The sequence below is a fragment of the Longitalea luteola genome, assembly GCF_017356035.1.
In the GTDB taxonomy this organism is placed as follows: domain Bacteria; phylum Bacteroidota; class Bacteroidia; order Chitinophagales; family Chitinophagaceae; genus Niastella; species Niastella luteola.
Genome location: NZ_JAFIQX010000006.1, coordinates 285,478 through 300,740, shown reverse-complemented (window position 1 = coordinate 300,740; position 15,263 = coordinate 285,478). Strand labels below are relative to the sequence as shown.

The window sequence follows — 15,263 nt, the reverse complement described above, 5'->3', positions numbered from 1 at the left end:
CCAACAGGCTATTACTTTCTAACCAACCTCAGGTAATATACAGGGCCTGCTGAAGTTCCCTGTTGCGATTGAAATTTCACCCTGATATGATCTTTCCCCCTTATCATTGTATCAGGAATGGCATACGTTATATCGAAGAAAGCCGATTGGTTCCAGCGGCCGGTATTGTTTTCCGAAACAAGTTTGCTGTCATCTATGTAGATGTCAAATTTCCGGTTGCCCCATTCTGCGCCCCAGTACCGTACCAGCAAAGACAGCCCGGTTTCGCCGTTCGTAGCCATCCTGTAACTGAAATGGCCGCCGTCGTTTGCCTCCCGCCAAAATTCATTCATGGATGTACCTGACCGGGACTGTTCCTGCTGCATCGCATGGTCGGCCTCCGGCTGCTGTTCACCGGGAGCTACATAGTCGACGGTTCGCCGCTGCAGGGACAACCGTTGATCTTCAACAGCTGCCAGCGAGTCAAGGTACCCCTGGTACTGCTTACTGCTCAACGCCATCCAATAGATCATGTACCTGGCATCATGGATCCGGTAAAACGGCTCCAGGACAATATTGACTGAATTGATCATTCTGAGGGAGGGAAAAGTAAATGTCAGCGGCTTGCCGGGCACACGAGCCAGGCCCGCCGTGATCTTTCCGGGATCATCCTCGACGATGATAGGCGCTTTGTCTATTGGCAATCTTCGGCCTGCTGCAATATGCGCCCAGCGTCCATCATTAGCAACGAGACCCGATAAGTCCTCGGTACCCGTTCTGGCGCCCAACAAAACAGGTCCATGCATAAAAGCGACATAGGCCGGCACATTCGGCAGGTGCTCAATACGGTTGTGCATAGGCAGGTGCACCCGGATCTTATCGCCTTTTTTCCAGTTCCTTTTAATGGCTATGTAAGCGGATGGTGTGGCGTTATATGGAACCGGCCTGCCGTTGACCCAGATCTTTAACGCCTGTTCTTTCACCCAGGCAGGATACCGGACCATAAGCGTAAAGTTGCCTGTACCGCGTGTTATCTCCAGATTGGTGTACTCTTCGTCCGGAAACCTGGTTTCCTGCCGGATAACAAAGCCTTTCGATCTCCAGTTCAATTCCGATGCAACAAACAGGTTGAGGAAAAGTGAATCCTGCGCATGCGTATAAATAAGCCTGTTATACTGGCCGTGATTTTCCATACCAGTGCCTACACAGCACCACATAGCCTCATTCGGGGCCGAGTAAACACGATAATGACGCGGGCGAATGGGCGTAAAATAAACGTATCCGCCATGCACAGGATGCTGCGTAGACAGGATATGGTTGTACAATGTTCTTTCATAGTAATCCATATACCGGGCTAAAGGTTTTACCCTGAACAGATCCTCAGTAAGCTTTAACATGTTATTGGAATTACAGGATTCAGGCCCTTCCACATCATTGACAAAATCAGTACATGCAGCTTTACCCGGGAAGAACTCCCGCCTGCTATTCCCGCCAAAAGCGACACTACGGTTACTGGTGACAGTTTCCCAGAAAAAACTGGCAGCCCTGGCATATTGCGCATCCTGCGTACATTCAGCCACCCGTTGAAAGCCTACTGCTTTTGGCACCTGCGTATTGGCGTGTTTGTTATCAAGATTGTCTTTTCCGGCCGACAAAGGTTCCAGCAGCTGCCGGTGTGAAAAACGCCGGGCCGCATCCATGTACCGGGGATCGCCGGTCATCTGGTAGGCATCAGCAAAAATTTCATTCATGCCGCCATGCTCGGTATCCAATACAGATTGCAGCTGGCTGGCTGAAAGCGCGGCAACAATATTAATGCCCCAGTCGCAGAACTGTAAGAAAATAGTTTTGGCTTGCTGATTTCCCGTATAGAGCCAGGCATCCCGTAAACCAGCATACATTTTATGTACATTATACCAGGGCACCCAGGCGGCCCGATAAGCACTGAAGTTCCCATTTTTCAGTGACGACCATATTGCCTGGCTATTGGGAACACCTCCTGCATACCCCGTTCCCCAACCGCCATTATTCACTGCATTGCTATCCTGGCATGTCTTTAACTCGGCTATCATATACTCCATTCTTCTTTTGCATTCAGCGTTTCCGGTGGCTGCATAGTGTATGGCGAGCGCTGATAAATAATGGCCACCCATGTGGCCATCGAGCCCTTCCCAGTTTGAATACGATTTGGCTTTGGGTGACAACCCCGCTTGTTTTCGGTAAGGAGCCAGCAAGCGGTCTACGTCATATTGTAAAAGGGTTTTAATATTGAGGTCGCGGGCCTGCCTGAAAAGACCGCTCAGCAATTGTACATCAGCCAATGGAAAAGTATTCCTGTACAGGCTGTCCTGTGCCGAAAGCTCCATCACCATCAGCATGGTACCAGCCGCTATTCCCATAACCAGTCTTGCCAGATATATCATTGTCGCTTTTTAAAAGTATAATTTGTCCGGTAGGTTAAATGTTCCCTTTACCAGTGGATTTTACAGGAATTCATTTAAACAGCAAAGGCGCAAAGGAAAAAAGGTTGTTCCTCCATACAGGCCAGGTATGGCCGCCCGGATACTCATAATACGTATATTTTAATTTCAGTTCTTCAAACCGCGTAAGCATGGCCTTACAATTGTTATAAGCGATATCTTCTTTACCGCCCATGGCAATCCACATCAGTTTCAGGTTGTTCTGAATGGCAGGCAGGTTGTCTTTGATGTAATTGTATTGTGCTTCTGAGACAGCCTGTTGTGCGGGCAGCCAGCCTGAGCTGAATACGCCCAGATAGCCGAACATGTCGGTATTCCTGAGCCCGGCGTACAGCGTTTGTATACCACCCATCGAAAGCCCTGCCAACGCTCTGTTGGTTGAACCTTTTGCTGCCCGGTAATTGGTTTCCACAAAAGGCACTACCACCTGCTTCAGTTCATTTTCAAATACCCTTAACGCCTGCTCGGTAAAACCACCCGTTCCCATATTGCCATCCATCATTACCACCAACATGGGGGTGGCCTGTTGGGCGGCAATCAGATTGTCCATGATAAGATCGGTTCTTCCCTGTGCAGCCCAGCCCCGCTCGTCTTCACCTCCACCGTGCAAGAGGTACAATACCGGATACGACTGCGTCGCCACATCATAACCGGGCGGCGTATAAATATAAAAGCGCCGCCAGGTATTGGTAACTGTAGAGAAGTATCGTTTGATGCGGATATCGCCGTGCGGCACGTCTTTGATGCTGTAATAGGCTCCGCCGCGGAATGGAATTTCAATACCGCTGGCCATTCTGCCCATGCCGTAAAATGTTTCACTGGCAGGATCGGCCACTGCCACTCCATCGATGAGCAGTGAGTAATAATGAAACCCCTCGCCTATCGAATCGGTGGTCACCTTCCAGTATCCGCCGGTGTCGCGTATCATATCGTATTTACGGCCAAGGTCTACCTGTATTTTTTGCGCATCGGGCGCTTTTATGCGAAATACGACGCGGTTGTCGGGCATCACCTGCGGGTAAGCTGCCGGGCGCACATTCGTTGCCGCCGGCGAGCCCAGGATAGTGTAAGATGAAAATTTCGTTGTATCTACAGGCTTGAATAGGAACTGGGAGAACATGAAGAGGCCATTCTTCCATACTTTGAAATCATGCCCGCCTGGTTCTATGTAATAAATATGCGGAACCCCTTTTTCATAGAGATAGTCATGTGTACGTTTACTGAAGGTGATGAGATTGTCTTTATCACCACACGAGATCCACAGGAGTTTCAACTGGCGTTTGGCCGCTTCCGGATCAGGCACCAGTAACTCCGGCCTTTTTGTATTGGGGGCGGAAGAGAAACCGCCTACCCAGGCAAACCGGTCAGGATTGCCGAGACCGAAATTCAGTGATTGTCCCCCACCCATCGACAGGCCTGCAATAGCGCGATGCTCGCGGTCTTTCAGTACCGGATACTTTTTTTCTATAAATGGTATAAGATCGGTTAACAGATCCTGTTCGAAGGTTGCAAATGCCTGCACTTTGTCAGGAGCCATTATATTACCCGTTGCCCGGTCGTCTTTCATGGCGCGGCCATTGGGCAGTACGACGATCATGGGCGCCAGTTTTCCCTCGGCGTACAGGTTATCGAGAATGACCTGCGGTTTTCCATGGGTGTACCATTCCTTTTCATCGCCGCCTATACCATGCAACAGGTATAATACCGGGTATTTTTTCCGGGGCGAATAGCCGGGCGGCGTATAAATGAGCGCTTTACGGGTAGCGCCAACCGTTTTGGAAGGATAATTCACTGAATCGATCTTCCCATGTGGAATATTGTTGCGCTCGGTATCGAAGCCCGGCGGTGCTTCTTTAACGGTGGGTTGTGCAATGGATAGATAAGGCAGCCACGCAATGGCAATGAATAAGAGATCTCTATTTTTCATATTGGCAATTTTTACTTTCTATGCTGAGCTATCCGGTCTTCTATCCGGAAGAAATCAAAATCTGCATAACCTCCTGTATTCTTTGTAGCATAGTTGAACAGGCCAAAACGATAACCTATAAAATGCGGTAATGTATATTCCATTTTCAAGGCAGCACCTACCGGTACCCATGACGTTCCGTCAAGACTGTAATGAAAGGTGGCAACATCTTTTTTGTTCGTGAAATCGCATTCAATTTTAAAATAAGCTTTATTGGTTGAAAGCGGTATTCTTTGCAACTCAACCGGTGTACCCGACGCTGCACTCACCATAACAATGAACTTGCGGCCATCCTGATACAGTACGCCTACCTGGCCATATTTCTTTTGAAATACAGTGAGTCCAGCAAAATCGCCTTCCTTCATATTGGTGACATCTACCGATGTGGAACCAGTGCATTCCGGACCGATCGTTCGCTGGGTGAGCAGGTTTCTCACCAGGTGAAAAGAGGTGTCGACCCGGCCTGTAATAAGGCGCAGAAAACCTTTTCGGCTGGTTACCGACCAGAGTGAATGATCGGGGTTATGATTCCATTGCCACACCAGGGGCAAAGCAGGATCATGCATCTTCCTCGTAAATTCATCAGATGCCACAATACCGGGGATCAATCCCTTACTCGCAGGCAGATCAAGGGTTTCAGGCACCCTGCCTCCATTACCGATCACCGGCCATCCATCAACCCATTTTACAGGAACCAGATAGGGAATGCGGCCTACTGCACCATAATCCCTGAACAGGTAGGCATACCAGTTACCATCCGGCATATCGACCAATCCTCCCTGGGCAACCCCCAGGTCCTGTAACCCAAGACGCCCTTCATACGGACCCGTGATCTTATCCGCTCTATGAATAACGACCGTACGCATGCCGCCGCGTGGCCAGGTGATATTGAACAGATAATATTTGCCATTGATTTTAAATAACTGGGAGCCTTCAGCGGGCAGCATAACGTTTGATCCCGCCGGTGCGCTGGCGTTTTCAATGATCACCTGTTCGGCAGCGCCCGGTTTAACGCCAGACGCATCAGCATTGAGTTCAACTAACCGCAGTTTGCCAGTTCCATAAAGCATATAAACGCGGCCGTCATCATCAAAAAACAAAGAATGATCGTGAAAAGCGGGCTTCCAGGAGGCCATTTTCCATGGCCCTTTTTCAGGATCCTTCGTTGAAAAAACATAGGTTTTACCAGTGGTTTGGGCAAAAGTGGAAACATAATAAGTGCCTTTGTGATACCGTATGCTGCTGGCCCAGCTTCCTTTTCCGTAAGTACTTTTACCGTTTGTAAGGTTCAGTTCATCAATATTCGCCAGGGTATCGTATGCATAATTTACAAGCGTCCAGTTTACCAGGTCATTCGATCTCATTATAGGAAGACCGGGACTCATGTGCATGGTCGTACTGCTCATATAATAAATATCCCCCACCCTTACAATAGACATATCAGGAACATCTGCAAAAATAACCGGGTTTTGCGCCTTTGAGGGTTGGGCAGCTACCTTGAAGCACATTAGTGGTAAAATAAACAGCGCTATTTTTACAGCAGTCTTCATTTAATGTATTTGTGTATTTTCAAGCGTACGCGAACTTCTATTTTTCGCCCGGTGCTTTGAGCGATCGAGGGCTGCGTTAATGTCCGTTCTCTGCAAACAGGGACACGGCGGCCTTTTTCTGCCATTTGGGTTTCATCTTCATGCGCCGGTATCCGGTAGGCGTTACCTTGAACGTTTTTATAAATGTTTTTGCAAAGCTGCTTTGTGAATGGAACCCTGTCATTCTCGCCACTTCGTTCACCTTGTATTCAGCCGATTGAAGCAATTCAGCTGCACGGCTTAATCTTACCTTGTTTATGAGATCGTTTGGCGTGAGATCGGTGACCGTTTTAATTTTCCGGTAAAAGGCTGCACGGCTCATATTCATTAATCGGGCAAGCAATGGAACATTCAGCGAGCAGTTGTGGACATTATTATAAATATGATCATGCAATCTTTTAATGAATGAGTCCTCCCCGGCTGCATGTGCGGTTATTATTGGCTTAAACGGGTAGCAGGCAACATGTGCTGTAATTTTTGCCCTGTTGGCAAGCAGGTTGCTGACCAGCGCCTCCAGGTAGCTCACGGGATAAGGCCTGTTCACAAAAGCATCTGCCCCTGACTCCAGGTTTTTGATCCTGGACCTGAAAGAATCATCGGCCGTCAATAATATAACCGGAATATGGGATAAATGAAGCGCTGATTTCAGCTGGCTGCACAGTTCCCAGCCATTTACCCCCGGCACTTCAACACTGCAGATTATTAATTGTATAGAAATTGTTTCAGCAAGGTGCAGCACCTCCGCCCAGTTCCCGGCTATATACAGGTTGTAATTACTTATAAATCTTTTTAATAAGAGATCCTGCTCCTTTTTATCAGGAAGTATCAATAGCAGATTATTTCGCATGGCAGCCCCGCTTTAATTTACAGACGGAAATTTTCGCATGAAATGAGAAACGTCATTCGTACATTTAAACAAAAGTAACGGCGATTCGACCGGCAGTATGGTTCATTCGTTTAAATTCATAGTAATTATGTGCAAAGCAGCGATCTGTTTGTAATGCTGTTTTGTATAGACAAAGAACCGGTGTTGATTTTCAATACGTTATTTTATCTGCAACTATTATTTACATGATGCCAGTGTACTGTAAAATATAGTTGTTCCAGGTATAAGCCGAAATTACCATTTCAATCCTAATATAGTATTAGTAGACTGCTTGCAACATGAACAAATTGTATAATATATTATATTTTGTCTTTTTCTTTTCCAATTTGGCCGGCTCTGCTCAAATTCCCCATATAAATTTTACCTCCCTTACCTCCGAAGAAGGCTTCCTTTCAAACTCGGTAAATGCTATTATAAAAGACCGGCAGGGGCTGATGTGGTTTGCTACGGATGACGGATTGAACAGGTTCGACGGAACAAACTTTAAGGTGTACCGCAATCGGCGGGGAGATACGGCCAGCCTGCGGTCGAATGAGATTCTGGCCTTACATGAAGACAAAAAAGGAAATCTGTGGATAGGGACCAGCGGCGGCGGTTTAAACCTGTATAATCGCCGGAAGGACAATTTTCAACATTTTCCTGTAAATAAAAATGTAGCAGGTTTTACCAGAAATACTGTTATCAGAAGTATCTGCAGTGATCACCTGGGAAATATCTGGATAGCACAATTTGACGGATTATACGTTCTTGACCCTGGGTTGAACCGGATTTCGAAACTGGAACTTTCATCAGGCAAAAACGGAGCGCCAATCAAGACGACCCTTCTTAGTGTTTTTGAGGACAGCAAACACAGGATCTGGGTGGCTACAGACGATGGTCTTTTTTATTATACGAGGGAAACAAATACTTTCCGGCAGTTCGTACACAATGAAGCAGATACATCCAGCATCAGCAGTAACAAAGTGCGGGCAATTGCAGAAGACAGATCTGGCAATATCTGGGTAGGCACTGCAGACGGCCTGTGTATGCTGAAACCTGGTCACGACGGATTTGTCATTTACCGCCACAGCCCGGGTGAACCAAACTCACCAAGTAATAATTTCATTAATTGTATCACAGCAGATGAAGATGGGTTATTATGGATAGGAACAAATGATGGTTTAAATGTATTCAATCCCAAAAATCAAACATTTACGGTTTACACGCCCGAAAACGGTAACATTCACAGTTTAACAGCAAGATCCATCCGCTGCGCCTATATAGATCAACAGGGGATTTACTGGTTTGGAACATTCCGTGGAGGTATTAATAAATACGATAAGAATATCAACCTGTTCAACCTGATCCCCAGCAGCGCCTTCAAAGGAAAAAATGCCATTGTGCCCATTATCAGCGCTTTTGCAGAAAATATAAATGGGAACGCATTTATAGGGACAGATGCTGAAGGCTTATTTGAATTTGACCGGAAAACAAAATCCATCCGGCGGGTTCCCCTCCTTTTGAACAATCAGCCCGCCCGGCAGATCGCGGTACTCGCATTGCAAAAATCCCGGGATAACAAACTTTACATTGGCACCTTTTCGCATGGAGTGATCATCATGGACCTGGTAACAGGCAGTTTACAATATTTGAATGCTGGCCGCAGACCCGCAAACATGAACAGCAACGACATTTTTTCACTATTTGAAGACAGCAGAGGAAACATTTGGGCTGGAACCAATGGAGACGGCTTACACGTTATCAGGAAGAACAAGGTAATTGCCCGTTACACGCCATTCCCGCCATCTGCCGCTAATGATTATCATTTGCCGGTCAATGGTTATATAAGGGCAATAATGGAAGATCAGCAGGGAAATATATGGATCGGTTCACACGGCGGCGGACTGGCTGTGTTACATCCTGACGGCAAATGGACCGTTTACACAAAGGACAACAGTTCTTTACCAAACGACAAAATACATGCATTGCTTTGCGACAGCCGGGGACGGATCTGGGTAGGAACGTTTGGCGGCGGTTTAAGTTTATACGACAAAAGCAACAATCAGTTTATTACCTATGCGGAAGAGGATGGTTTGCAAAACACTACCATTTATCAGATCCTGGAAGACCTGCAGGGAACGATCTGGTTCAGCACCAATACCGGCATAAGCAGCTTTGATCTGCAACAACAAAAATTCCGGAATTTTACAAGTTATAACGGTGTTCAACCCAATAACTTTGTACATGCATCCGGCATACGCCTCAGCAATGGAGAATTATTCTTCGGCGGATTGCAGGGCTTTAATTTCTTTAACCCGCAGGCGCTTACTGTAAATCGGAATGTGCCGATCGTGCTGCTTACGGATCTGAAGATCTCAAATAAGTCGGTACTTCCCGGTTATGACTCACCCATAAAAGAACCCATTACAGTAGCCAAAGAGATCAGGCTTGATTACAAACAAAATTTTGCTTTGAGTTTTGTTGCCCTCAATTACAGTATCCCAAAGCAAAATCAATATGCGTACAAACTGGAAGGCTTTGATAAAGACTGGAATTACACCGGTCAGTTAAATACGGCCTCCTACACAAACCTTGATCCGGGAGAGTATTTTTTTCTTGTAAAAGCAAGCAACAATGACGGCGTCTGGAATAAAGGGGAAACCCTGATAAAGATCTATGTGCGTCCGCCCTTCTGGCGTACTGTTTATGCCTATATTTTTTACCTGTTGGCCATTGGCGGGCTGTTACTTTATATCCGCCACAGGGGCATTACGAAATTAAGAAAGCAGTTTGCACTGGAGCAGGAACGTGAGCAGTCGAGGCGCCTGCTTGAACTCGATCGGTTAAAACTGAAATTCCTTACCAACCTAAGCCACGATTTCAGAACACCCATCTCCCTGATCATGGGCCCTGTTGATCAGTTGATCCATGAAAGCGGTAAGGCCGAACAGCTTGACAAACTGAATATGATCAGGCGAAATGCCCGCCGGTTATTAAACCTGGTAAACCAGTTACTTGACTTCAGGAAAATGGAAGAACATGAACTAAGACTGCAATTGTCAAAAGGCGACTTTATTTCCTATGTCAAAGAGGTCTCGGAATCGTTTAAAGATCTGTCTGAACGAAAGCATATCAATTTTGTTTTTACATCCAACATTGAACGAATGGATGTGTTGTTTGATCATGACAAAATAGAAAGGATACTCTTTAATTTGTTATCAAACGCATTCAAGTTTACGCTGGAGGGAGGAACCATCAGCGTTGAAATATATAAAAATGCCCTTGACAACAGCGACAACAACCGGGTTTCCATAAAAGTGGCCGATACGGGCATTGGCATTCCAAAAGAAAAAAAAGATAAGATCTTCGAACGTTTCTTTCAGCATTATCCGGCCAGCGCTGTACTTAACCAGGGAACAGGAATAGGCTTATCAATTACAAAAGAATTTGTAAAAATGCATGGCGGGGAAATTGAAGTGGAAAGTGAGCCTGGCCAGGGAACTGTATTCACCATTCAGCTTCCGCTTACACCTGTAGAACCAGCTATAGAAGAAAAAGCAGAATTGCAGGCGGTGGAAACGCCGGATAGGTTACAGCAGGCAGCTGATGATGAGGCTTCCATGGCTGTAGAAAACAACCTTACAAAACCGGTCTCCATTTTACTGGTGGAAGACAATGATGACTTCAGGTTCTATTTGAAGGATAATCTAAGGAACAGCTACCAGGTGTTGGAAGCTGAAAATGGGAAAGAAGGATGGCAGAAAGCACTTGCCAGCCACCCACAGTTGATCGTAAGCGACATAAGTATGCCTGAAATGGATGGCATTTCGCTGGTTAAAAAACTGAAAGCTGACAAAAGAACAAATCACATCCCGGTAATTCTGCTTACAGCATTGACGGGCGACGACCAGCAGGTAAAAGGCCTTGAAACAGGCGCCAATGATTATATAACCAAACCTTTCAATTTTGAGGTATTGAATGCAAAGATCAAAAGCCTGCTTGAATTAAAAAGCACGCTGCAAAGCACCTATACCAAACAGATCAAAGTGATTGGCCCGGAAATAGATGTTACATCATCTGACGAAAAATTGTTACAGGAAATCGTTACCTATCTTGAAAACAACCTTTCCAATACGCAATTATCCGTTGAGGGTTTGAGCAAACATATCGGCATGAGCAGAAGTAGTCTGTACACCAAACTGCTTCAATTAACAGGAGAAACACCGGTAGAGTACATAAGATCATTCAGGCTGGAAAAGGCAGCGCAATTGATGCAGAAAAGCAACATGACCATTTCAGAGATAGCCTACCATGTAGGCTTCACGACCCCTAATTATTTTACGAAGTCGTTCAAGAGCAGGTTCAATATGCTTCCTTCTGAATATATTTCGAAAATGCGAAAATTATGAGAAGGCTACCCGCCTGCCCTTTCCGTAATGAATTGTGGGTTCTTTAAAGAAGATTGCCTTATGATCAACCCCGCAGGAACTACGGCCGTTCGCGTCGCAGGCTGGTAATCTTTCTTTACTATGGTATTGATCAATTGTGTTGCAGCAACCCGCCCCATTTCGACACCGGGATAGTTTACAGTAGTGATTGTTGGCGCCGTTACTTTACAAACAGGGTCGTTATTGAAGCCGACAATGGCAATGTCATGCGGCACCTGCAAGCCATGTTCCATCAAGCTGCGCATACAGGCTGCCGCCACCAGGTCACTGGTTATAAATAATCCATCCGGTCTTTTCCGCATATTCAGGATCTGGCCGGCCGCTTCCATACCAGCGTCTTCCGTTACATCCTTTACAAAAAGTAAATCATCTTCAAAGGCAATACCGTGATCATGCAACGCATTGCGGAATCCTGTGAACCTGTCTGCATACACATTTCTTTCCAGGTGCGATGTAATAATGGCAATACGTTTACAACCCTGTTGAATCAAATGGTGGGTAGCCGCATAGCCGGTGCCCACATTATCTATTACCACCGAACGATTGTTGCCGGTTGTAGCTACCCTGTCGAAAAAAACAACCGGTATATTTTCGTTGAGAAAAATATTAAAATGATCCAGGCTCGTTGTGCCAAATGAAAGCGAGGCGATCAATCCATCCACCTGCCGGTCAAAAAGCATCTGCACATTAGCCACTTCTTTTTCCTTGTTTTCCTGGGAATGCATTATCAGGATCTCATACCCTAACCTGCCGGCTACCTCTTCCATGCCGGTCAATGCAGACCTGATAAAATGGCTGTGCAGTGTATGCACCACCACGCCAATCGTATTGGTAGGTCGCTTTTTTATTTTTCTTCTATAGGAAGTGGATCGAATACCGGGATGAAAGGGTACTATGACACGTTTTCCTGCGCGCATGCAATACTGTTTTCTCTAAAATAGTTTTTTACCGGATATAAAGCGCAGCCAGGGAAACAGTAAGGGCAATTATAGACAAATGGACAAAGATCTGAGACAATTGGAATAATAAAGATGATGACGGTATACGCTACCCGATTTCTTTTGGGGATAAATGATGCAACCGGTTGCATCTTGTAAGATTATTGCTAACTTTATTAAGGATGAAACAGATTGCATGGCTGCCATATATGAAAGTCTATTGACCTGATGTAATGCCCAATCACTTCTTTACAGGTTCTCTTTTTTTATCACCAGTTACGCGCATTAATCAATTATTATAAACCATTAAAATTTAGACCATCTATGAAAAAAGATCTCATCACATTTATTGCCATTGCCTTATTACTTACAGGCTGTTCCAAGAAAGGAAGTAACAAGCCAGAAGAAACAGCGGATGCCGGCAATCAGCCAAAGGAAGAAGCTACCGCGGTTATCAATGCCGGTACGATACAGCAGACGATCCAGGGTTTCGGCGGGATGAATCACCCTGTTTGGATAGGAGACTTAACTAATGACCAGCGGGCTAAAGCATTTTCCACCACCAATGGAATCGGCATGAGCATACTTCGGGTGAGCGTGCCCGAGAACAGTAACCAGTTTGCAGCCGAAAAGCCAACCATCGATGCCGCCAAAAGCTACGGCGCCAAAGTAATTGCCACCGCCTGGAACGCACCTGCTTCAATGATGGATAATCTTTATCTGAAAACAAGCTCCTATGCAGCCTACGCAGCACACTTAAGAGCGTATAATACAGCTGTTGGCGGCGTATATGCGATCAGCCCCTGGAATGAACCGAATTATTTGCCATCGGGTTGGATGCATGGCACTGCTACGGAAATAGCAAACTTTGTGGCCCAGCAGGGTGATAATTGCGGCGCTCCCATCATGGCCCCGGAACCTCTTAATATGGACCAGAATTTTATAAATACATACCTGAGCAATGCCACGGCTAAATCAAAAACGCTTTTTGTTTGCGGGCATATTTATGGTAAAACACCTTATAACCTGGGCAATATTGGTAAATCGGTATGGATGACCGAACACTATACCAATTCTTCTATCAGTGGCAATGACTGGCCTAATGCCATGAATGCAGCCAAAGAAATTCACGACTGCATGAACGCAGGATGGGCAGCTTATGTTTGGTGGTACATTCGCCGCTTTTACGGGCCCATTGACGAGAACAGCAATATTACCAAAATAGGATACGTCATGGCGCACTTTGCCCGGTATATCCGTCCTGGTTATACCAAGATCTCCTGCACGGCCAATCCGACTACGGGCGTATACACTACGGCTTACAGGAATGGATCCAGGATTGTGATCGTTGCTGTCAATACCAACGCTGCCATTACTTATCAACCATTCAGCATCGGCGGCGTAACCGTCAACAATTTCAATCGCTATGTAACCACAAGTTCGCAGAACCTGGCGGCAAGCACCTTCGCCATTTCAAATAACAGCTTTGGCATTAACCTGCCGGCATCGAGTATCACTACGCTTGTATCCTACTGATCCCTATAATGTAGGATGTTGGATCGGTTTGCCTGCTTTTGGCAATCCAGCGTGAACCTGGAAACTCTGTGGAATAATAAAGCAGAAGGATACTTAATTTCCTAAGTATCCTTCTTTGATATATTAGCTTACCTCATGCTTCTACCACCTCCACCTTTCTACCGCCAGCTTGTGCGTACTTACCAGGGCATTCTTTTCATTCAGGATGCGGATATAGTAGAAAGCCTGTGCTGTACTGGTAGGAATTTGTATGAGTGCGGTTTGGCCTTGTCTTGTCAGCTGTACTTTCTGTTTAATGACTTTTCTTCCCAATGGGTCTGCCAATTCGATGAAATATTTACCGGCGGGCAGATCATTGAATTGAATATTTACTTCATCAAACAATACGGGATTGGGATAAACCTTAACATTACCGGTCTTCAGCAGCGTCCTGCCAATCAACATGACCGAAGGGTTGGATTTTTTGGTGGCTATCACATTACTGCTTGCCAGATCGGCGATGCCATACAGGTGCTGTACTGCGGGCGCAGGCGATGCCTGCCAGCTTTTATGGTCAACAATAAAGGAGGCTTCTGTGTATACCGAACTGCTGACAAGCAGCTTCCCATCTTCGGTGATTGCTGCTCCATTGGTCGTAAATGTAGCCGGTAAATTGGTAATTGTTGCCAGGTAGGTTGTGAGCAGGGTTTTGATGTCGATCTTATAAACGCGGTTGCTGGCAGTAATGAGATAAAGGTTTCCTGCATCATCGGCAACCATGTCGCCGCCAAGGTTGCTACAGGTATTCAGTATTGACATTTCCTTGTTGCGGGGATCATCTTTCAACTCGCCCATATCGGTAAAAGAAGGCTGGTTATTTGTGGTAAAGCGGATCAGGCGACTGCCGTCAGTCGTAACAGTATATCCATACCCATCAGGCGTTATTACCAGCCTCGTAACCGGATTGCTGCTTCTGAAGGTGTAATTGCCTGCCTTGCTGAATGACAACGCAGGCTCGGCATGTACCTGCATGGTGGAAAGATCGATATACCGCAGGATGTCATCGCTCATGGAAACATAGAACAGCCGGTTTGTCCTTTCGTCAAAGGCAATGGCTGCAACGCCGGTGTTTACTTTGGGCGCAGCAGGATTGTTAGCTACTACAGGAACCGGCAAAACAGGCCAGGCTATATTGTCTTTTAGCTTGTGCGTAGCTATATCGCGATGCGGTAGCCCCCTGTCGTTCATGTTCAACAGCATCTCGCCAAATTTCCCCGTCTTATTATTCAGCGTCCGTAAGGCCACCCAATCGTTGCTTCCCTTAATGACAGCTGTGATGGCATAGGTGTTTTGATCTGACTGACCGATGGCAGCAACGGGAAAGACCGCAAGCATCAACACATATCTTACTATTTTACACATACACTTTTTGATTTTTACAGTTTTAAAATGGGGCGTGTAAGGCCCACCAAAAGGGAGCCCT

The 15,263-nt window shown here is 46.1% G+C and carries 8 protein-coding genes; 2 read left to right on the top strand and 6 right to left on the bottom strand.

Features of this window, described 5'->3' with window-relative positions; genetic code table 11:
• Window positions 1-11: 11 nt before the first annotated feature.
• The 4 genes from JUB15_RS17085 to JUB15_RS17070 form a co-directional block, all read right to left on the bottom strand.
• Window positions 12-2,402 (bottom strand): glycoside hydrolase family 127 protein, encoded by a 2,391-nt coding sequence (locus JUB15_RS17085; RefSeq protein WP_207513710.1) that lies wholly within the window; start codon window positions 2,400-2,402, stop codon window positions 12-14.
• A 70-nt stretch (window positions 2,403-2,472) separates the two neighbouring features.
• The gene (locus JUB15_RS17080; RefSeq protein ID WP_207513709.1) at window positions 2,473-4,386 is read right to left on the bottom strand and encodes an alpha/beta hydrolase-fold protein; all 1,914 of its coding nucleotides are present in this window, start codon (window positions 4,384-4,386) and stop codon (window positions 2,473-2,475) included.
• Between the two features lie 11 nt (window positions 4,387-4,397).
• The gene (locus JUB15_RS17075; protein ID WP_207513708.1) at window positions 4,398-5,975 is read right to left on the bottom strand and encodes a glycoside hydrolase family 43 protein; all 1,578 of its coding nucleotides are present in this window, start codon (window positions 5,973-5,975) and stop codon (window positions 4,398-4,400) included.
• A 76-nt stretch (window positions 5,976-6,051) separates the two neighbouring features.
• A complete protein-coding gene (locus tag JUB15_RS17070; protein WP_207513707.1) occupies window positions 6,052-6,861 on the bottom strand; it encodes a helix-turn-helix domain-containing protein in 810 nt (269 codons plus the stop codon).
• Window positions 6,862-7,178: 317 nt separating this feature from the next.
• On the opposite strand from JUB15_RS17070, the gene JUB15_RS17065 reads away from it, so the two are divergent.
• The gene (locus tag JUB15_RS17065) at window positions 7,179-11,288 is read left to right on the top strand and encodes a hybrid sensor histidine kinase/response regulator transcription factor (protein WP_207513706.1); all 4,110 of its coding nucleotides are present in this window, start codon (window positions 7,179-7,181) and stop codon (window positions 11,286-11,288) included.
• 5 nt (window positions 11,289-11,293) lie between these two features.
• On the opposite strand, the gene JUB15_RS17060 is transcribed toward JUB15_RS17065, so the two are convergent.
• Window positions 11,294-12,244: a LacI family DNA-binding transcriptional regulator gene (locus JUB15_RS17060; protein WP_207513705.1), complete on the bottom strand. Its 951-nt coding sequence runs from the start codon at window positions 12,242-12,244 to the stop codon at window positions 11,294-11,296.
• 345 nt (window positions 12,245-12,589) lie between these two features.
• Between JUB15_RS17060 and JUB15_RS17055 the strand changes: the two genes are divergently transcribed.
• Window positions 12,590-13,801: a glycoside hydrolase gene (locus JUB15_RS17055; RefSeq protein ID WP_207513704.1), complete on the top strand. Its 1,212-nt coding sequence runs from the start codon at window positions 12,590-12,592 to the stop codon at window positions 13,799-13,801.
• Window positions 13,802-13,942: 141 nt separating this feature from the next.
• Here the strand turns inward: JUB15_RS17055 and JUB15_RS17050 are convergent, their stop codons facing one another.
• On the bottom strand, window positions 13,943-15,202 hold the full coding sequence (locus JUB15_RS17050; RefSeq protein WP_207513703.1) for a T9SS type A sorting domain-containing protein: 1,260 nt from the start codon (window positions 15,200-15,202) through the stop codon (window positions 13,943-13,945).
• Between the last annotated feature and the right edge of the window lie 61 nt (window positions 15,203-15,263).